The organism is Polynucleobacter kasalickyi, assembly GCF_900176405.1.
GTDB lineage: Bacteria > Pseudomonadota > Gammaproteobacteria > Burkholderiales > Burkholderiaceae > Polynucleobacter > Polynucleobacter kasalickyi.
In genome coordinates, this window is sequence record NZ_FWXJ01000010.1 from 107,122 (window position 1) to 125,099 (window position 17,978).

The 17,978-nt window shown below is 40.9% G+C and carries 18 protein-coding genes; 8 read left to right on the forward strand and 10 right to left on the reverse strand.

Translation table 11 applies throughout. From position 1 onward, the window contains the following. Positions 1-39 precede the first annotated feature (39 nt). A complete protein-coding gene (locus B8983_RS10105) occupies positions 40-2,058 on the forward strand; it encodes a TonB-dependent receptor (RefSeq protein ID WP_084284144.1) in 2,019 nt (672 codons plus the stop codon). Between the two features lie 86 nt (positions 2,059-2,144). On the opposite strand, the gene dksA is transcribed toward B8983_RS10105, so the two are convergent. The 8 genes from dksA to gatC form a co-directional block, all read right to left on the reverse strand. Further along, positions 2,145-2,594, reverse strand: coding sequence for an RNA polymerase-binding protein DksA (gene dksA / locus B8983_RS10110; protein ID WP_084284201.1), 450 nt, complete (start codon positions 2,592-2,594; stop codon positions 2,145-2,147). 159 nt (positions 2,595-2,753) lie between these two features. Beyond that, positions 2,754-3,797, reverse strand: coding sequence for a CobW family GTP-binding protein (locus tag B8983_RS10115; RefSeq protein ID WP_084284146.1), 1,044 nt, complete (start codon positions 3,795-3,797; stop codon positions 2,754-2,756). 49 nt (positions 3,798-3,846) lie between these two features. Then, a complete protein-coding gene (locus B8983_RS10120) occupies positions 3,847-5,052 on the reverse strand; it encodes a class I SAM-dependent rRNA methyltransferase (protein ID WP_084284149.1) in 1,206 nt (401 codons plus the stop codon). Between the two features lie 2 nt (positions 5,053-5,054). After that, positions 5,055-6,059 carry a tyrosine recombinase XerC gene (locus B8983_RS10125; RefSeq protein ID WP_084284151.1) on the reverse strand — a complete coding sequence of 335 codons (1,005 nt, stop codon included), beginning with the start codon at positions 6,057-6,059 and terminating at the stop codon, positions 5,055-5,057. Then, positions 6,060-6,719: a DUF484 family protein gene (locus B8983_RS10130; protein WP_084284153.1), complete on the reverse strand. Its 660-nt coding sequence runs from the start codon at positions 6,717-6,719 to the stop codon at positions 6,060-6,062. Between the two features lie 21 nt (positions 6,720-6,740). Next, positions 6,741-8,237 carry an Asp-tRNA(Asn)/Glu-tRNA(Gln) amidotransferase subunit GatB gene (gene gatB / locus B8983_RS10135; RefSeq protein ID WP_084284154.1) on the reverse strand — a complete coding sequence of 499 codons (1,497 nt, stop codon included), beginning with the start codon at positions 8,235-8,237 and terminating at the stop codon, positions 6,741-6,743. Further along, complete coding sequence (gatA, locus tag B8983_RS10140; RefSeq protein ID WP_084284156.1) at positions 8,237-9,748, reverse strand: Asp-tRNA(Asn)/Glu-tRNA(Gln) amidotransferase subunit GatA; 1,512 nt, start codon at positions 9,746-9,748, stop codon at positions 8,237-8,239. Before gatA ends, gatB begins: the two co-directional genes overlap by 1 nt. Continuing rightward, positions 9,745-10,038, reverse strand: a complete 294-nt coding sequence (gene gatC, locus B8983_RS10145; protein WP_084284158.1) for an Asp-tRNA(Asn)/Glu-tRNA(Gln) amidotransferase subunit GatC — start codon at positions 10,036-10,038, stop codon at positions 9,745-9,747. Before gatC ends, gatA begins: the two co-directional genes overlap by 4 nt. Before the next feature lie 78 nt (positions 10,039-10,116). On the opposite strand from gatC, the gene B8983_RS10150 reads away from it, so the two are divergent. The 5 genes from B8983_RS10150 to rodA are packed head-to-tail and all read left to right on the forward strand — an operon-like array spanning position 10,117 to position 15,626. Then, the gene (locus B8983_RS10150; RefSeq protein ID WP_084284159.1) at positions 10,117-11,157 is read left to right on the forward strand and encodes a rod shape-determining protein; all 1,041 of its coding nucleotides are present in this window, start codon (positions 10,117-10,119) and stop codon (positions 11,155-11,157) included. 26 nt (positions 11,158-11,183) lie between these two features. Further along, entirely contained in the window at positions 11,184-12,083 is a 900-nt protein-coding gene (mreC, locus tag B8983_RS10155) for a rod shape-determining protein MreC (protein ID WP_084284161.1), read from the forward strand. After that, a complete protein-coding gene (gene mreD, locus B8983_RS10160; RefSeq protein WP_084284166.1) occupies positions 12,083-12,568 on the forward strand; it encodes a rod shape-determining protein MreD in 486 nt (161 codons plus the stop codon). The genes mreC and mreD overlap by 1 nt, the downstream gene beginning before the upstream one ends. A 17-nt stretch (positions 12,569-12,585) precedes the next feature. Further along, positions 12,586-14,502, forward strand: coding sequence for a penicillin-binding protein 2 (mrdA, locus tag B8983_RS10165; RefSeq protein WP_084284170.1), 1,917 nt, complete (start codon positions 12,586-12,588; stop codon positions 14,500-14,502). Next, complete coding sequence (gene rodA / locus B8983_RS10170) at positions 14,484-15,626, forward strand: rod shape-determining protein RodA (protein WP_084284172.1); 1,143 nt, start codon at positions 14,484-14,486, stop codon at positions 15,624-15,626. The genes mrdA and rodA overlap by 19 nt, the downstream gene beginning before the upstream one ends. Before the next feature lie 90 nt (positions 15,627-15,716). Here the strand turns inward: rodA and B8983_RS10175 are convergent, their stop codons facing one another. Then, positions 15,717-16,064, reverse strand: coding sequence for an HU family DNA-binding protein (locus B8983_RS10175; RefSeq protein ID WP_500796505.1), 348 nt, complete (start codon positions 16,062-16,064; stop codon positions 15,717-15,719). Between the two features lie 135 nt (positions 16,065-16,199). Next, positions 16,200-16,646: a DUF8785 domain-containing protein gene (locus tag B8983_RS10180; RefSeq protein WP_234987003.1), complete on the reverse strand. Its 447-nt coding sequence runs from the start codon at positions 16,644-16,646 to the stop codon at positions 16,200-16,202. A 96-nt stretch (positions 16,647-16,742) separates the two neighbouring features. Between B8983_RS10180 and B8983_RS10185 the strand changes: the two genes are divergently transcribed. After that, entirely contained in the window at positions 16,743-17,228 is a 486-nt protein-coding gene (locus tag B8983_RS10185; protein WP_084284176.1) for a disulfide bond formation protein B, read from the forward strand. Next, positions 17,228-17,806, forward strand: coding sequence for a TMEM165/GDT1 family protein (locus B8983_RS10190; RefSeq protein ID WP_084284178.1), 579 nt, complete (start codon positions 17,228-17,230; stop codon positions 17,804-17,806). Before B8983_RS10185 ends, B8983_RS10190 begins: the two co-directional genes overlap by 1 nt. The last annotated feature ends 172 nt before the right edge of the window (positions 17,807-17,978 follow it).

Below are 17,978 nucleotides of genomic sequence, written 5' to 3' on the forward strand. Positions count from 1 at the left end.
CATTCATTGCGTTAATCCATCATCGTATGGGGAGTTTTTATGTGTTTTGTCAAAAAAATATTTGTCTATTTTTTCAGGTTTTGGTTGTTTTTTTTAAGTGCTTCAGCCAGTTATGCACAAACTCCTAGTTCCACATTTACGGAATTAGAGGAAATAACCGTCTCTGGTGCTACGACCAAATCCGAAAATGCTACTTTTTCGATACCGAACGTCAATATTTCACAACAAAACACGAGTAACTTAGGCGCCTTACTAAATGATGAATTGGGGGTTGGTAGTACCTCCTTTGGAAATAATGCCAGTCGCCCTGTCCTCCGAGGAATGTCTGGCAATCGAGTCCCTATTTTGCAAAATAGTATGGGTACAGGCGACCTATCGAGTCTTTCGAATGACCATGCAGTGAGTGTAGATCCGGTCTTTTTACAAAAAATACAAATCTTTAGGGGTAGCGATGCTTTGCGGTTTGGTTCAGGCTCTAACGCAGGTTTAATCACGATTGATAACAATCGGATTGCCGAAAGCAGTATTTCAAATCCTTACTCTGAATTCCAAACTCAATATAACTTTCAGGATAAAGGTTACTTGACTGGCCTTTTAACAGAAGGTTCGGTAGGTCGGTGGTCACTACATTTTGATGGTATCAAAAAATCAAGCGATGATTATGTGCGACCAGACGGATTAACTCAAAACTACTCTTCCGCGCAACTTTCTGATCTTGGCTTTGGCGCTACTTATCATGCCGACCAATCTTATACTGGTATTTCATATGGCGAATACCGGAATGATTACGGCATCCCGTCGGTAGAGGGGTCTTATATTGATCTGATACAAAAAAGACTCGACTTAGTCCATGTGATTCGTCATCCAGTAGCTGGTATTTCTCAACTTGACCTTAAATATGCTTATACCAATTACCAACATACCGAACAATCCATTGATCACGTCCCACAAACCTATTTTACGAATATAGTCAATCAGTTAAGACTAGAGGCTTTTCATGAACCAATCGCTGACTGGAGTGGTTCTTTCGGCATACAACTCAGTACAGGTCGATTAGGTGCGATTGATTTAACGGGTGTTGGGGCAACGGCTGCCATCATCCCAAAAACTCAGTCTAATAATCTGGCCATATTCCTCGTCGAAAACACCTCAGTCGCAAGCATTGATATTAAAACGGGCTTACGCTTTGAGAGAGTGAGTCAAAATCCAGATAACGATATCCCCTATGCAGATACTCCTCTGTTTTCTAATCTAACGACCTATAATTCCCCCTTACGAACTAGTGTTCAAACTCATCTATACTCTGCCTCAAGTAGTGCTTTTTGGAATTATTTGGAAGGCTATCAAACTGGTGTAACGCTACAAATGACCCAGCGCGCACCCGCGGTAGATGAACTATTTTCTTATGGGAACCATGATGCTACTGCTTCCTACGACATTGGTAATTCGGCCCTAACTAAAGAATCTGCCTATCAAATCGAGTGGGGCTGGAAAAAAACAAAGGGACTCTGGCGAGGTCAATTGAACCTATATCAAAATAAAACTAAAGATTACATTTATGGCCAGTATTTGAATGCGGTCGATGTAAGCTCGAATTACCCCATCAGGCAATTTACTCAAGCAAACGCTTCTCTGACCGGATTCGAATCAGAGTTACTTTTCAATCCACAAGGGTCTGGGTTTTCTGCTCGCGTATTCAGTGATGGGGTGCGTGGTACTTTTGAGGATGCGTCAAACCTACCACTACAACCTGCCATGCGCTTAGGTGGGCATATAGGTTTTAATCAGGGATTGTGGAGTTCTAAACTGAGCCTTATTCATGGCCTAGGACAAACAAGGTTAGCGACGTTTGAAACTTACCCTACTCCAAGCTATAACAAATTAGATATTCGACTTGCACGTAGATTCAATCTAGGATCTGTGGATGGCAATCTTTACCTCATGGCCAATAATCTACTGAATGACACCATCAGGTACTCAACAACGGTAGAAACAATTCGGATGAATGCCCCATCAGCGGGTCGCAACTTGATGCTTGGCCTCAGTCTTTTCTATTGATATAAGAAAAAACCCTAAAAGATATTGAGTATTCTTTTAGGGTTGAGTTTGTTGGCTGTTCCAAACAGCAATTTGCTATACGGAATTTAGTCACCAAATAATTTTTGACGAAGCTCTCTTCGCTCCTGGGCTTCTAAGGACAAATTAGCAGTAGGTCTTGCCAATAAACGGGAGATGCCAATTGCTTCCCCAGTCTCTTCACACCAACCATAATCACCTGACTCAATACGTGCCAAGGCCTGTTCCACTTTTTTCAACAGTTTTCTTTCGCGATCTCGCGTGCGAAGCTCCAAAGCATGTTCTTCCTCAATCGTTGCCCGATCTGCAGGATCTGGTACCAAGTTATTCTCACGGAGGTTTTCTGTAGTGACGTTTGCATTTTTAAGTAAATCATCTTTTAAATGGTGCAAGCGCTCTTTAAAAAACTCTAGCTGCTGTTTATTCATATAGTCTTTTTCAGACATCTTTAACAAAGCTTCTTCAGAAAGAATCTCCTGAACTTCGGTTTTATCAGTTTTCTTTTGTTTTGTAGTCATGTCTTTGGTTGTTTCACTATTTTTAGCAGTTGTTTTTACTTTTGTTGAGCTGGGTGCCGATTCTAAATCATTTGGCGCTTTTATTTTTTTATTCGTTGCCATCACGTCTCCCTCTTTTTACTTTACACACTTTATATGAAATAAATAAAAAATGGCTGTTTAATTTACTAAACAACCTTCAAGACCCATCATAAGGGTATCTTTTGGTAAATCAATCCCTATAAACACTAACTTCGTTTGCTTTAATTCTTTACCCCATGGACCCGCCATATCACTACCCATCATTTCATGAACACCTTGTAAAACGACTTTACGATTTGATCCTTTGATGAAGAGGACACCCTTGTAACGGAGAAGTTTTTCACCAAACACAGACAAAATACCACCCAAAAAATCTTCTAATTTTTTATGATCAAACGGCTTTTCACTTCTAAAGACAAATGACTGGATGCGATCTGTGTGACCGTGATGATGGTGGTCATGGTGGTCGTGACCATGGTGGTCATGATCATGAGAGTGATCGTGACCACAATCATCATGGTTTTCTTGCTCTAAAAAGTGTGGATCAATATCCAACTTAGCATTTAAATTAAATCCATGCAAATCAAAGACTTCGTCTAAATTAACTACGCCTTTTTGAATTTCTTTAATCGGTGCTTTAGGATTCATGTGCACCAAACGATTACGCAGTGCTTGAATTGTTTTTGGCTCCACCACGTCAGTTTTGGTGATAAAAATTTGGTCAGCAAATCCTACTTGTTGCTGCGCTTCTTCATGTTCATTAAGTTGCACATCACCATGTTTTGCATCGACTAAGGTCACTACCGCATCTAACGCGTAGTGTTCCGCCACATCATCATCCATAAAGAAAGTTTGTGCGACGGGCCCAGGGTTTGCAATCCCAGTGGTCTCAATGACCACTCGGTCAAAATTAATTTGTTTATTTTTGCGCTGTTCCCACAACTGGTTCAAGGCGGTTACTAAATCGCCACGAATCGTACAGCAGACGCAACCATTACTCATCTGAACAATTTGTTCATTGCTATCTTGAATCAAGATTTCATTATCAATATTTTCTTCACCAAACTCATTTTCTATGACGGCAATTTTTTTGCCGTGATCTTCTGTGAGAATGTGTTTTAAAAGGGTTGTTTTCCCGCTACCAAGAAAACCGGTCAAAATTGTTACTGGAATAAGTGCCATAAAAACCTACAAAATAATTAAAATTACAAATACAACGCTCTAATGTACATCAAATTCTTTCTAAAAGGAGTCCTTTTAAGTAGTCTCCTTCAGGAAAGGAAATCAATTTAGGGTGGTCTTGCCCTGAAGTCAAGCGTTTTAATACTCTAAATTTTAGATTTTCGTCCTTTTTGTGACTTGCGGCCTCAACACTTGCAGACATTACCGTTTGATCAAATGTTTCTAAATCCATTGCACCGGAGCAAGAAAAGGTGAAAAGTAGCCCGCCAGGACGCAACATTTGCATGGCCGAGCGATTGATATCTTTATAGGCTTTTTTTGCTCTTGATAAATGTTGGGCAGATGGAGCAAACTTCGGCGGATCTAAAATAATGATGTCAAATAACTCTTCCGCTACTCGAAATTCTTTTAACACCTCAAAAGCATCTCTATCTAACCATTGCGCTTTGCTTTGATCAAAGCCATTTAACGCCACTTGGCGTTGGGCAACTGCTAAAGCATCCCCTGAGGAATCTACCGAGATCACTTCTTTCGCACCACCATGTAACGCAGCAAGTGAAAAACCACCGGTATAACAGAAGGTATTTAAAACGCGACAATCTTTAGCCCATTGGGCAACTAGGGCTCGATTATCACGTTGATCAATATAAAAGCCCGTTTTATGGCCTTCAAAGGGGTTAATTAAATATTGAATATCGTTTTCAACAGCAATCACCTCAGGGTTTTTTAACTCACCGTAAAGTACACCGCTAATTAAAGGCAATCCTTCACGCTCTCTTACGGCTGCGTCCGAGCGTTCAATAATCGTTTCACAATGTGTTTGTGCCTGCAGAATGCCAACAATCACCTCTTTCCAGTGCTCAACTCCTGCGCTTAGAAATTGACAGACTAAAATTTTGTCATACTGATCAACCACGAGTCCAGGCAAGCCATCTGCCTCACCAAAAATTAAGCGAATGGCATTGGTATCTTTTACCCACTTATTACGATGGGCAATTGCAGCAGCAATTTTTCTTTTAAAAAAGGCGTGATCAATCGGTTCATTTTCATCCCATGACCAAATTCTTGCTCGAATTTGGGATGATGGACTATAAGCAGCTCGGCCAATAAATTTACCATCATCACTATGGACTGTGACCGTTGACCCTGGGCTCATTTTTCCCGAAAAGCTTTTAATGGCTCCTGAAAAAATCCAAGGGTGGCCCTGCATCGGGGCTCTTTCTTTACCTGCGACTAATATAAGATTGGCTTGCATCGTTAACTTTTTTCTGGTTTTGCTCTAGGGTGGGCTTGATCATAAGCCTGCGCTAAATGTTGAAAATCTAAAGAGGTGTAAATTTGGGTACTACCGATACTGACGTGTCCTAACATTTCTTGTACTGCTCGCAAGTCATGGGACGATTGCAAAACATGGCTGGCAAAGGAGTGCCTCAGCATGTGCGGGTGAACATGGATTGGTAAACCAGCACTAACCGCTAATTTTTTAAGCCTGGCTTGCACCGTTCGAGGTGCTAAGCTGACTCCTGCTTCGTTTATAAATAAAGGTCCGAACAAATCTGGCATCCTTCGCTCCCATTCTGCTCGCCAATGTATCAGTGCTTGCATTGCCATGGAGCCAACAGGTACGATGCGTCGTTTACCGCCTTTACCAAAAACATTTACTTCGGCAGTTTCCCAATCAAGCCAACTTTGTCGAGCATTTGGACGATCTCCCGACAACCGAATTTCAATACTCAGTAGTTCTGACAAACGTAAGCCTGAAGAATAAAACAACTCGACGATGGCGTAGTCCCTCACAACCATCCAAGATTGTTCGACACTCAGATCCGTTCTTTGCGCTTGTTTTTTTGCATATTCCATTAACACTTGTGTGTGCTCTACGCTCAAAGCTTTGGGTAGTGATTTTGCCTTACGCGGTGCTTTGATATCGATGACAGGGTTATTGACGATTGGGGTCAATGTAAGCTGTGGATGAGGTTTTTTGATCCAATCAAAAAACGTGCGCCAAGCCGATAGCAGACGAGCAATCGACTTAGCAGAAAGTCCCTGACCATGTAACTTGCCAACCCAACTTCTAATTTGATGGGATTGCACTTGATGAATTCGCAGATCAAATTCCTCTAAATAGGCATATAACTTCATCAAGTCCTGATCATAGGCCTTGATGGTATGTTTCGATAATTGCCTAACGACAAATAAGTCTTCTAGAAAAAGCAATAACTCCAATGGTTTATTGGGCAAGTTATCACTTTGGATATTCAATTACTCTTCCTCAAAACGACTCAGTGCTGCAGCCGCAAGTCGGCCAAGTTGTTCTAAATAAACCAGGCCAGTATCTAAGGTATATTTAGAAATGTCTTTACTGATAAATAAAATTGCGCCGAGCTTCTGCGTATGAATATGTAATGGGACTAACGCAAAACTACCTACTTCTTCATTAATTTGTATGGACGGGAAATTAATATCTGCGGGCAGACTGCCGACAATAATTTCTTTGTTTAGATTATCTAAAATGATCTCATCAATATCTGTAGGCTTAATGTATTCAACCTGACCCACAGCAAACATTTCATTTAAACCATGAGTAATGTTTTCAATCACATCATCTTTAGTTCTTTTACTACAAAGATCTTCTAACCACTTCACCATCAAATTTTGCGTCTTATCATTTTCAACCCCAAAACGAAGCATTTCAGAGGTACGTCGATTAAGGTCACGATTCTGATTACGTAAAACATTCATCTGTTTTTCTTGCAAAGACAGAACCCGCCCATCTAGAGAACTTCCTAAATCGATACTCATCAAGAGATGCGGGTGTCGATCAAAAAAACCTGGGGTTGATAACAACCAGTGGGCGACTAATTCTTCCTGCTCAATTTGCGACTGACTTTGTGAATCATTGTCTGATAAGGGTTCAAGCATGCCGTAATTCCTAAATGATAGTTATGCTAATTTTTGTTTTAATAAAGTATTAACTTGCCCTGGGTTTGCCTTACCCTTGGATGCCTTCATGATTTGTCCCACTAGGGCGTTAAAGGCTTTTTCCTTACCACTCCGATACTCTTCTACTGATTTAGGATTTTCAAGTAATACTTGATCAATAATTTTCTCAATGGCTCCCACATCACTAATTTGACGTAGCCCTTTTTGATCAATAATTTGATCAACTAAACCTGCCAGCATCATCGCCTCTTGCCGCTCTGAAGCAGTGATGCCTAACTCCCAAATTTGGGAGAATATTTCTTTAGCAATCTTATTTGAAATCGTGCCATCTTTAGTTCGCTTAAGTAATTCGACCAGATGAGTAGGTCTTACAGGTGCTAAGTTGGCAGTTAATCCTTCCTTGTTCATGGCAGAAGCAAATTCCCCAGCCATCATATTGGCTGCAGCTTTCGCCAGATCTGAATCGATGTGTTGCAATACTTCCATAAAATAATGTGCCAAGGCCTTATCTTGCGTCAACAACCCCGTATCATAAGCACTCAACCCAAGCTGATTTTGCCAGTCTTCCCTTAATTCTTTTGGCAATGCTGGCATCGTTGATCGAATACTCGCAATACGCTCTTCCGAGATGTACAAAGGTAGTAAATCTGGATCTGGGAAATACCGATAGTCTTGAGCATCTTCTTTACTCCTCATGCTCCTTGTTTCCATCTTGTCAGGATCATATAACCGCGTTTCCTGAACGACCCTTCCGCCATCTTCAATGAGTTCAATTTGACGACGTACCTCATATAAAATCGCTTCCTCTAAAAACTTAAATGAATTTAAATTTTTAATCTCGCAACGTGTGCCGAACTCTGCTTGTCCTTTTGGTCTGACAGAAACGTTCGCATCACAACGGAATGAACCCTCTTGCATATTACCGTCACAAATATCTAACCACATGACTAAGGCGTGTAACTGTTTAGCATATGCCACTGCCTCGGTTGCACTACGCATGACCGGCTCAGTGACAATTTCTAGTAAAGGCGTGCCAGCTCTATTCAAATCGATGCCACTAGATGACTCGCCATGTGGCCCCTGAAAATCATCATGCAATGACTTGCCTGCATCTTCTTCTAAGTGTGCCCGAGTCAATTCAATATCTTTAGTTTGACCATCGAATTCAATCGCAATGGTGCCACCCACAACCACAGGCAATGAAAACTGACTAATTTGATAACCCTTCGGAAGATCAGGATAAAAATAGTTTTTTCTAGCAAAAACACTCACCGGCGATACGATTGACCCAATCGCTAAACCAAACCGAATGGCATGATTGACAGCCTCTTCATTTAACACTGGCAGAGTGCCTGGCAAAGCTAAATCCAGGGCGCAAGCTTGCTCGTTAGGCGATGCCCCGAAGGCAATACTCGCCCCACTAAAAATTTTCGAGTGTGTCCTAAGTTGCGCGTGGGTCTCAAGACCAATAACGACTTCCCATTCAATTTGACTCATTATTTTTCACCTACTGCATTTTGTAATGGTTGCTTTAAGTGCCAGTCTGTTACCACTTGATAATGATCGGCTACCTGTAGCATTTCTGCTTCCTTGAAATAATTACCAATCATTTGCAGACCGATGGGTAATCCAATTTGGTTAAAACCACACGGTAAGCTCATTGCAGGTAAGCCTGCTAAATTAGCGCTTAATGTAAAAATATCTTCTAAATACATCGCAATTGGATCCTTTGATTTCTCACCAATTTTCCAAGCCACATCAGGCGCTACAGGGCCCATTAGAACATCACACTGAGCAAATGCTGTTTGAAAATCTTGCGCAATAATTCTTCTTATTTTTTGCGCTTGCAAGTAGTATGCATCGTAATAACCTTGTGATAAGACGTAAGTACCTACCAAAATACGTTTTTTCACTTCGGCACCAAAACCCTCAGATCTAGAGTGCGTATACATCTGGGCGAGATCTTTGTATTTTTCTGATCGATAGCCATAGCGTACGCCATCGTACCTACTCAAATTACTTGAGGCTTCAGCCGGGGCCAACACATAATAAACAGGGATTGATAGCTCGGTTTTCGGCAAAGAAACCTCTACGCAAGTAGCGCCAAGCATTTCAAATTGCTTTAGAGCTTGCTCGATAGCTGTTTTGACCTCTTGATTCAAGCCCTGCGCAAAAAACTCTTTTGGCACACCAATTCTCAGGCCTTGAAGTGGTTTACTACTTGTAGAACTGCTTGAATCCCAATTTTTCCCAAGTTTCTCAGTAAAGTCTTCTGACGCACGCTCGATGCTCGTTGAGTCGCGTTGATCTTTTCCAGCGATGGCATTCATTAACCAGGCGCATTCACCCGCAGTTTTTGCCATCGGTCCAGCCTGATCAAGCGATGAAGCATAAGCAATCATGCCATATCGTGAAACTCGCCCATAGGTTGGTTTAATTCCCGTGATACCGCAAAATGCTGCAGGTTGACGGATCGAGCCACCTGTATCAGTCCCAGTTGCCGCCAAAGTTAAACCGGCTGCTACCGCTACAGCCGAACCACCGGATGAGCCACCTGGTACGTATTGAGTGTTCCAGGGGTTCAAAGCAGGTCCAAATGCAGAATTCTCATTCGATGAGCCCATCGCAAATTCATCCATATTGGTTTTGCCCAGGCAAACCATGCCGGAACCAGAGATTCCTAATTTTTCAACCACCGTTGCATCAAAAGGGCTCATGTAATTGCCAAGCATCTTAGATGCTGCCGTCGATTTCCATCCTTTTGTCACAAAAACATCCTTGTGAGCGATTGGAATACCCGTTAATTTACCGTGGTTTCCCTGCGCAATTAGCAAATCAGCTTGTTTTGCTTGGGCAAGAGAAAGTTCTGGTTGCACATCAATAAAGGCGTTTAAGCTAGTTGATGCGCTCATTCTATTTAAAAAATAATTAGTAACTTCGACGCTACTTAACTCTTTGTTAATTAAGGCTTCGTGCAGCTTTTCAATAGTTATTTGATGTAAGTTCAATCGATCACCTTCGGCACTAAAAATAATCCTTCAAATTGAGCAGGTGCATTGGCCATATTGGCTTCCCGCTGATTTTCCTCTGATACCACGTCGACTCGCAGGGGTTGCATTAAAGGGGCCATCATTTCAATCGGATGAAACAGCGGCTCAATCCCCGCAGTATCAATGGACTGCAATTGCTGGGCCAACTGTAAAATTGACTCTAAGGCTTCGGAAAGCACCTGAATTTCATTTTCTGGCACCTCTAAACTAGATAGCTTGGCTAAATGTGTAATTTGTTCAGTATTCATAACGTGCTTGCAGTATCATATGGTTTATCTTCTATTAATTAATAATTTAAATTATTTCATTATTCTCCCACTAAGCTTATGTTCGGTCTCTTTCGCAATTACTTTTCAAATGATTTAGCTATCGATTTAGGTACAGCTAATACACTTATTTATGTCCGAAACAAAGGCATTGTCTTAGATGAGCCCTCCGTAGTCGCAATTCGGCAAGATGGTATGGGTGGTAAAAAGACTATTTTAGCAGTCGGTCATGAAGCAAAAGCAATGTTAGGCAGAGTGCCTGGCAACATTCAAGCCATTCGTCCGATGAAAGATGGTGTGATTGCTGACTTCACCATCACCGAACAGATGTTAAAACAGTTTATCAAAATGGTTCATGAGAGTAAATTCCTCAAGCCAAGTCCAAGAATTATTATTTGTGTGCCATGTGGATCTACGCAAGTTGAAAGAAGAGCCATTCGTGAATCTGCTCTAGGCGCCGGTGCTTCTCAAGTATTTTTGATTGAAGAACCAATGGCCGCTGCGATTGGTGCAGGCTTACCTGTTACTGAGGCTTCTGGATCAATGGTTATTGATATTGGTGGTGGAACTACCGAAGTGGGCGTCATGTCACTTGGTGGTATGGTTTATAAATGGTCCGTGCGTGTTGGTGGAGACAAGTTTGACGATGCCATCACGAATTACATTCGCCGTAACTATGGCATGTTGATTGGTGAACAAACAGCTGAAGCCATTAAGAAAACAATCGGTTCTGCATTCCCAGGTACCGAAGTACTTGAAATGGAAGTAAAAGGTAGAAACCTGTCGGAAGGAATTCCGCGTAGCTTTACCGTTACAAGTAATGAAATCTTAGAAGCACTTTCTGACCCACTCAATCAAATTGTGATTGCAGTTAAATCGGCACTGGAACAAACACCTCCAGAGCTTGCTTCCGATATTGCAGAAAGAGGCATGATGCTAACTGGTGGTGGCGCTCTCTTGAGAGATCTTGATCGTTTATTGCTAGAAGAAACTGGTTTACCTGTGCATGTGGCAGAGGATCCGCTAACCTGTGTAGCGCGCGGATCTGGCATGGCCCTTGAGCGGATGGATAAACTCAGCAGCATCTTTTCACAAGAATAATTCCCATTCTATCTTAGAGGTATCGTTTGTTTAGGAGTCCACCAGCGCTATTTAATACCGGTGCTCCTATTTATAAAATGCTTTGGTTGGTCGGTCTTGCAACCCTACTCATGGTTTTGGATCTGAGATATCAAGCAACTGATCAAATTCGTTCTGTCATCCAACATGTTTTACACCCTGTGCAAGTTTTAGTGAATCAACCAGGGAGAATGTTGTCCTCTTTAAGTGATGACCTGGTGATGATGAAAACAATGAAACAAACAATCATCGAACAAAAAAATACGATAAAAGACCTTGCTCTGCTATCAAGTAATAGCGAAAACCTAGAGTCGGAAAATAAAAATTTACGAAAACTACTTCGTCTGCAAGAGCAAAGTCCCTATAAGACCTTGGCTGCTGAAATTATCTACAACCCCATTAATCCAAGCTCTCAAAAGGTAGTAATTTCTCGCGGAAAAAATGATGGAGTTTTATTGGGTATGCCCGTTGCGAATGATGGGGGTATTATCGGTCAAGTAGTTCGTTTATATGACGATGTCGCTGAAGTTGCATTACTGGAAGAGCGGGATGCAACAGTGCCAATTATGGTGTCGAGAAATGGTCAAAGAGGGGTTGTATTTGGGGCAGGGCGAAGCGCTCCACTGGAACTCCGATTTGTAAGTAACTTTAGCGATTTAGATGTGGGCGATTATTTATCAACTTCAGGCATTGATGGTGTTTTTCCACCAGGTATTCCTGTAGCGATTATTACTAAAATTGAACGTGCCATTGATAACTCTGGGGCGCAAATCTCCTGCAGGCCATTAGCAGAATTAAATAGCTCAAAACATGTCATGGTATTACTCTATCACCCAACGAGTGATGCCCCGAATCCGACAGTTCCTGAGTCCATCAAGAACAAGAAAAACTTCAAAAGGGCTAACTGATGAAGTTGAATTTTTTGATGGGCATGACAGTGTCGTTACTTTTAGCTTTTTTTATTAATATGCTTCCTTGGGGTAACCATCCGTGGATTCCTGATTTTATTTTGCCTGTATTACTGTATTGGGTTCTATTTTTCCCAGAAAAAATTAGCTTGGTATTGTTTTTTATTTTGGGCCTCATGATGGATATCCAAACATCCAGTCCCTTAGGGCTGCATGCATTGGCTTATGTCGTAGGTAGCGTCGTCATGTCGTTTTGGAGTAGAAAATTATTAACGAATTCCCCGATTGGTCAGTTACTCGTGGTTTTTCAAATATTTCTATTAATTCATTCAATTATTATTATTCTCTTTTGGTTGCTAATTCCATCTTATGTTTTTTCGATCTATTACATCCTTGTGCCAGCAATCATTGAATTATGTATATGGCCGATTGTTAGAAAATTATTAACGCATCCAGGCACGTTTCTTAACGGTAGAAAACTCTAGTAGCCTGGTGAAAAAATATGTCTAATAAAATAGATCCAGCGATTCGCTTAGATAATTTTCAAAAAAGAATCCAAATAGCTTCCTGGTTCGTAATTGTTTGCTTGGGCCTTTTGTTGATCCGTTTCTTTTGGCTTCAAGTGATTATGCATAAGAAATACTCGACCGCCTCTGAGAGTAATCGCATTGCCATTATTACCACTCCGGCTCAACGTGGTTTAATTATTGACCGTAATGGGGTTGTCATTGCCAACAACATGCCATCTTATTCTTTAGAGGTAACACCTTCGGATCTTACGATTCCCCCCCCAGAACTGCTTGATGCCTTGGATAAGGTCATCAAAATTTCTCAGCGAGAAAAACAACAGTTTCTGCGGGCGATTCAAAACAATAAGAAAACAGAAAGTTTTTCCGTTAGAAATTTTTTGAGCGATGAAGAAGTAGCAAGATTTTATGCACGCAGATTTGACTTCCCGGGAGTTGATGTTCAAGTTCGCTATTTCCGCGAGTACCCGTATCAACATCTTGGCTCTCACTTGCTTGGCTATACGGGTAAAGTCTCTATTAAAGATAAAGAGAAATTATTGGCAGAATTAGAAGAAGATTCTGATGAAAACACTCCAGATGACTTAAAAGCAATTCGCATCAAAGGTATTCAATCCGTTGGAAAAATTGGCATTGAGCAAAGTTATGAAAAACATTTACGTGGAGTAGTTGGTTCTAACCAAGTAGAAATTACTGCTGGTGGTCGTGTGATTCGTAATTTATCCGTGACTCCCTCCATTCCTGGATCCAATTTAACTTTAGCCGTAGACATTAAATTACAGTATTTAATTGAGCAATTATATGAAAAGCGCCGCGGTGCAGCTGTTGTGATTGAAGTCGCAACAGGTGACGTGCTTGCTTTTGTATCCATGCCAACCTTTAATCCGAACGCCTTTGTGGACGGGATTGATTTTGATCTTTGGAAGCAGTTGAATGAGTCTCCAGAAAAACCACTATTCAATCGCCCTCTGCGTGGCACGTACCCACCTGGCTCAACATTTAAACCCTTTATGGCACTTGCGGCATTAGAAGGTAAGTACCGCACACCAAGTCAGGCAATTTCCGATCCTGGTTATTTCCAATTTGGTAATAACACTTTTCGAGACGATGCAAAAAATGGTCATGGTTTAGTCAATATGCAAACTTCGATTGCACTATCGTGTGACACTTACTACTATATGCTGGCAAGAGATATGGGGATTGACGCCATTGCGAAATTCATGGAAAAAGTCGGTTTAGGTCAGTTGACAGGAATTGACATTAACGGTGAGGTGAAAGGAATTTTACCTTCGAAGGAGTGGAAGCGAAATTACTATAAAGATCCAATCAAGGGTAAGTGGATTGATGGTGAGACAATTTCTATTGGCATTGGTCAAGGATATAATAGTTACACCATTCTTCAGCTTGCTCAAGCTACAGCAATCGTTGCAAATAATGGCAAGGTAATGAAGCCCCATCTCGTGAAAGTCATTGAAGATCCAATTTCTCACGAAAGAACGCTCACTGTACCTTCAGAGTCAAGGGTTGTCGATCTTAAACCAGAAAACATTAAAACGATTACTGAGGGTATGATTGGTGTTAATCAAGTGGGCACCGGGCAAGTTCCTTTTGCAGGCGTAAGCTATTTGGTGGCCGGCAAAACTGGCACTGCGCAAGTATTTAGCTTAGCGGGAAAAAATTATAATGCTAGTCAAATCTCTGAGTTTAAGCGTGACCATGCACTTTATATCGGATTTGCACCAGCTGATAATCCCAAATATGCAATGGCAATTGTGGTTGAAAATGCTGGGTTTGGGGCGACTGCCGCCGCTCCAATTGTTAGACAAGCATTTGATTACTTAATGATCAATAAGTGGCCTGGAGGTATCCCTGAGTGGAAAAACGCTCATTAATTAAACGCCTTCGATTTCTTTGGGTGGGATTAGATCCTAATCTCAGCTTTATTCTATTAGCGTTAGTGATTGTTGGAAATGTCACCTTTTTGTCAGCTAGTTCTGGCACAGTAATCACTTGGGTGGAGCAATCTAGAAACTTATTAATGGCCATTGTGATCATGTGGTTTACTTCTAGAATTCCGGTGAAGTGGTTAGAAAAAGCTTCTTTGTGGATTTATTTAATCGGTCTTTCTCTTTTAATTGCCGTTGCATTTGTTGGTTTAATTAAAAAAGGCGCTAGGCGCTGGCTGAATATCGGCGTGGTTATTCAACCCTCTGAAATCATGAAAATTGCGATGCCAATGATGCTTTCTTGGTATTTTTATAAGCGCGAAGAAAATACGAAGTTATGGGATTTTGGTTTTGCTTTTATCCTGTTACTTTTACCAACTGTTTTAATCGCCAGACAGCCAGATTTAGGAACTTCAATATTGGTTTTTGCTGCAGGCTTTTATGTCATTCTGTTAGCAGGCTTTCCCTGGAAGTTTGTCTTACCCTTTGTGGGAATTGGCTTAATTGGCATTCTTTTGATGCTTATTTTCGGCGACTCAATCTGCGCACAAGGAGTCACTTGGCCAATCTTGAAAAGCTATCAACAACACAGAGTGTGTACCTTACTAGATCCGACAACCGATCCTCTTGGGAAGGGATTTCATACAATTCAGTCAATGATTGCGATAGGCTCCGGAGGTTTCTTAGGTAAAGGCTGGATGAAGGGTACTCAAACCCACTTAGACTTTATCCCTGAAAAGCACACTGACTTTATTTTTGCGGTTTATTCAGAAGAGTTTGGCCTTGTCGGGAATTTCATTTTATTATTTTTATTTTTACTATTGATTCAAAGAGGCTTACATATTGCGGCCAGCGCATCTAATTTGTATACCCGATTACTAGGTGGTTCCGTTACTCTGATATTCTTTACCTATGCTTTTGTCAATATGGCAATGGTCAGTGGACTATTGCCAGTAGTAGGTGTACCGCTACCTTTTATTAGTTATGGAGGAACGGCTTTGGCAACATTAGGCTTAGGCGCTGGTATTTTAATGAGCATACATCGCCATCGACGTTTAGTACAAACCTAAACTTTTAAGTACAAAATAACTCACAAAAAAAACCCCAAAATAAATTTGGGGTTTTTTAATTCTTCCTCCATCAAGGAGGATATGAATCAATTACTTCTTACGCTTATTTACGCTATCTTTAAATGCTTTACCAGCAGTAAATTTAACTGTTTTTGAAGCAGCAATTTTGATTGCTTCACCAGTTTTTGGATTGCGGCCCATACGTGCTGCGCGCTTACCTGAGCTGAATGTACCAAAGCCGATCAACTGAACGTTATCGCCTTTAGTAACTGCTTTTTTAATTGCTTCGAGGGCTGCGTTTAAAGCGTGTTCTGCTTTAGTCTTAGATAATTCTGATTCGCCAGCAATCGCTGCAACGAGTTCTGCTTTGTTCAAGTTATGCTCCTTGTTATGAATAACTAAAAATGTACTTACTGTACTTACTCTAGAGGCATACATTAATTCCTTAACGTATGCGTGTATTTTACCTTGAATTTAAAGGCTTGTGAGTACTTTTAAATAAGGAAAACCCTTATTTTTATTAGGTGTAGAGATTATTTTTCAATTTCACCCATACACCTAAAGGTTTACCTATTATTTTTTTATATTGTCAATTGAAGTTTCTTTGGGAAGCTCATTTGTACTATTCTGCACATCTCTTTGAAAAGTAATACTTTCAGGAACTGTTTTTATACTCTTTAAAAAATATTCCGTTTCGCCAAAACAGTTGGATGGCACACCAATATGCTGAGAATAATCGACTTCAACTCTCTTGCCGATTGCCGCATTTAGTTCTTTAGCTAATTCAGGATCGCGCACTGAGAATAAAAACTTCTCTTGATTGCCAAGCATGCTACCTGTAACGATCTCACCCTCCCAAGTTTTACAGACCCAACCTCTTTTCGAAAACTTTTGTAAAAACCCTGCGCGACTACCCTCAGAGTAGGTGTAAGTTAAGGTGAGCCAAGTGTAGAGCGCAAACAATCCTACGGCTACCATCAAAAACATGAATAATTTCAATTGAATACTTTTTGCTGTCATTTTTTAGTCCTTTACAATACCCTTACTATATCAAGTTTGTTTGATATAGTAACCTCACAGGATAATTATCCTTGAACAAAATCCAAAAAATACTTAATGTCAAAAAATTATTCATTGTTGGTGTTTCTTCTTTGTAGTGGTTTGTTAGGCGTAGCGCTTTTTTTACAGCATGTTGGCTTAGGTGGCGTTCACTACCCCCCTTGCCCCCTTTGTATCTTGCAAAGAATTGGCTTTTTAGTGGTTGGTCTAAGTAGCTTATTCAGCTATTTTTTTCCTCGCGTCCGCTTTTCTTTTATTTTAATAGCTTGGTTGGCAAGCTTATTCGGCTTGCTAGTAGCACTTCGTCACGCTTACGTCATTGCGTATCCTCAAATTTCTTGTGGGCTTGATCCACTAGAGGTTTTTATCAATCAGTTCCAAATTGTTCAACTCTTTGCGTTTTTCTTTAAGGCTGATGGTTTTTGTAGTATGCCCTTACCTCCCGTGTTGGGTTTATCCGTGCCAAATTGGTCGCTTATTGGGTTTGTTTTTTTAATGTTGCACCTCAGTTTTTCTTTGCTACGTCAACCTAGGCGACATTAATGGATTTTCAGAGCATACTGGTGAGTACAGGGGTGGTTACCCTTGCGGAAATGGGCGATAAAACTCAGCTCTTAGCTTTTTTATTGGCGGCAAAATATAAAAAGCCTGTACCAATTATTCTAGGTATTTTATTTGCGACGATTCTTAATCATGGCTTAGCTGGCTTACTCGGATCTTGGATTACTCACCTACTCAGCCCAGAAATTTTACGTTGGGTACTTGGTTTATCATTTATTGCCATGGCCTTGTGGACTTTAGTGCCTGACAAAATCGATGATGATGAGGCATCTTTTGGCGCAAAGTCAGGTGTTTTTATTACCACTTTAGTTACTTTTTTTCTGGCTGAAATGGGTGATAAAACACAAGTTGCAACGGTTGCCATGGCGGCCCATTATTCATCCCCAATCATGGTGGTCTTAGGTACTACTTTAGGCATGATGCTAGCTGATGTGCCAGCAGTTTTTCTAGGCAACAGTTTTGCAAAAAAACTGCCGCTCAAACTGATTCATTCGATTGCTGCAGGAATATTTTTTGTGATGGGTGTTTTAGTGTTACTCAAGATTGATCAACTTTTTTAAGCAATTGATGTAATCAAGAAGGGGCGCCCCAACTGCACAGATGAAGAAATTCAGTGCAGTTGGGGCGCTCTTTTATCCAATCGTGCGGAAAACCTCGCCGTTCAGGGCGAGGATGAATAGCACGGACAGCCTGTCTGTCCTTGACATTTCTACCTTGTTAAAATAATAAATA

What these genes read in the sequence shown, in the direction of transcription:
- B8983_RS10105 (WP_084284144.1), top strand. Translation starts at nt 40, where the DNA reads ATGTGTTTTGTCAAAAAAATATTTGTCTATTTTTTCAGGTTTTGGTTG.
- dksA (WP_084284201.1), bottom strand. Translation starts at nt 2,594, where the DNA reads ATGACTACAAAACAAAAGAAAACTGATAAAACCGAAGTTCAGGAGATT.
- B8983_RS10115 (WP_084284146.1), bottom strand. Translation starts at nt 3,797, where the DNA reads ATGGCACTTATTCCAGTAACAATTTTGACCGGTTTTCTTGGTAGCGGG.
- B8983_RS10120 (WP_084284149.1), bottom strand. Translation starts at nt 5,052, where the DNA reads ATGCAAGCCAATCTTATATTAGTCGCAGGTAAAGAAAGAGCCCCGATG.
- B8983_RS10130 (WP_084284153.1), bottom strand. Translation starts at nt 6,719, where the DNA reads ATGCTTGAACCCTTATCAGACAATGATTCACAAAGTCAGTCGCAAATT.
- gatB (WP_084284154.1), bottom strand. Translation starts at nt 8,237, where the DNA reads ATGAGTCAAATTGAATGGGAAGTCGTTATTGGTCTTGAGACCCACGCG.
- gatC (WP_084284158.1), bottom strand. Translation starts at nt 10,038, where the DNA reads ATGAATACTGAACAAATTACACATTTAGCCAAGCTATCTAGTTTAGAG.
- B8983_RS10150 (WP_084284159.1), top strand. Translation starts at nt 10,117, where the DNA reads ATGTTCGGTCTCTTTCGCAATTACTTTTCAAATGATTTAGCTATCGAT.
- mreD (WP_084284166.1), top strand. Translation starts at nt 12,083, where the DNA reads ATGAAGTTGAATTTTTTGATGGGCATGACAGTGTCGTTACTTTTAGCT.
- mrdA (WP_084284170.1), top strand. Translation starts at nt 12,586, where the DNA reads ATGTCTAATAAAATAGATCCAGCGATTCGCTTAGATAATTTTCAAAAA.
- B8983_RS10175 (WP_500796505.1), bottom strand. Translation starts at nt 16,064, where the DNA reads ATGTATGCCTCTAGAGTAAGTACAGTAAGTACATTTTTAGTTATTCAT.
- B8983_RS10180 (WP_234987003.1), bottom strand. Translation starts at nt 16,646, where the DNA reads ATGACAGCAAAAAGTATTCAATTGAAATTATTCATGTTTTTGATGGTA.
- B8983_RS10185 (WP_084284176.1), top strand. Translation starts at nt 16,743, where the DNA reads ATGTCAAAAAATTATTCATTGTTGGTGTTTCTTCTTTGTAGTGGTTTG.
- B8983_RS10190 (WP_084284178.1), top strand. Translation starts at nt 17,228, where the DNA reads ATGGATTTTCAGAGCATACTGGTGAGTACAGGGGTGGTTACCCTTGCG.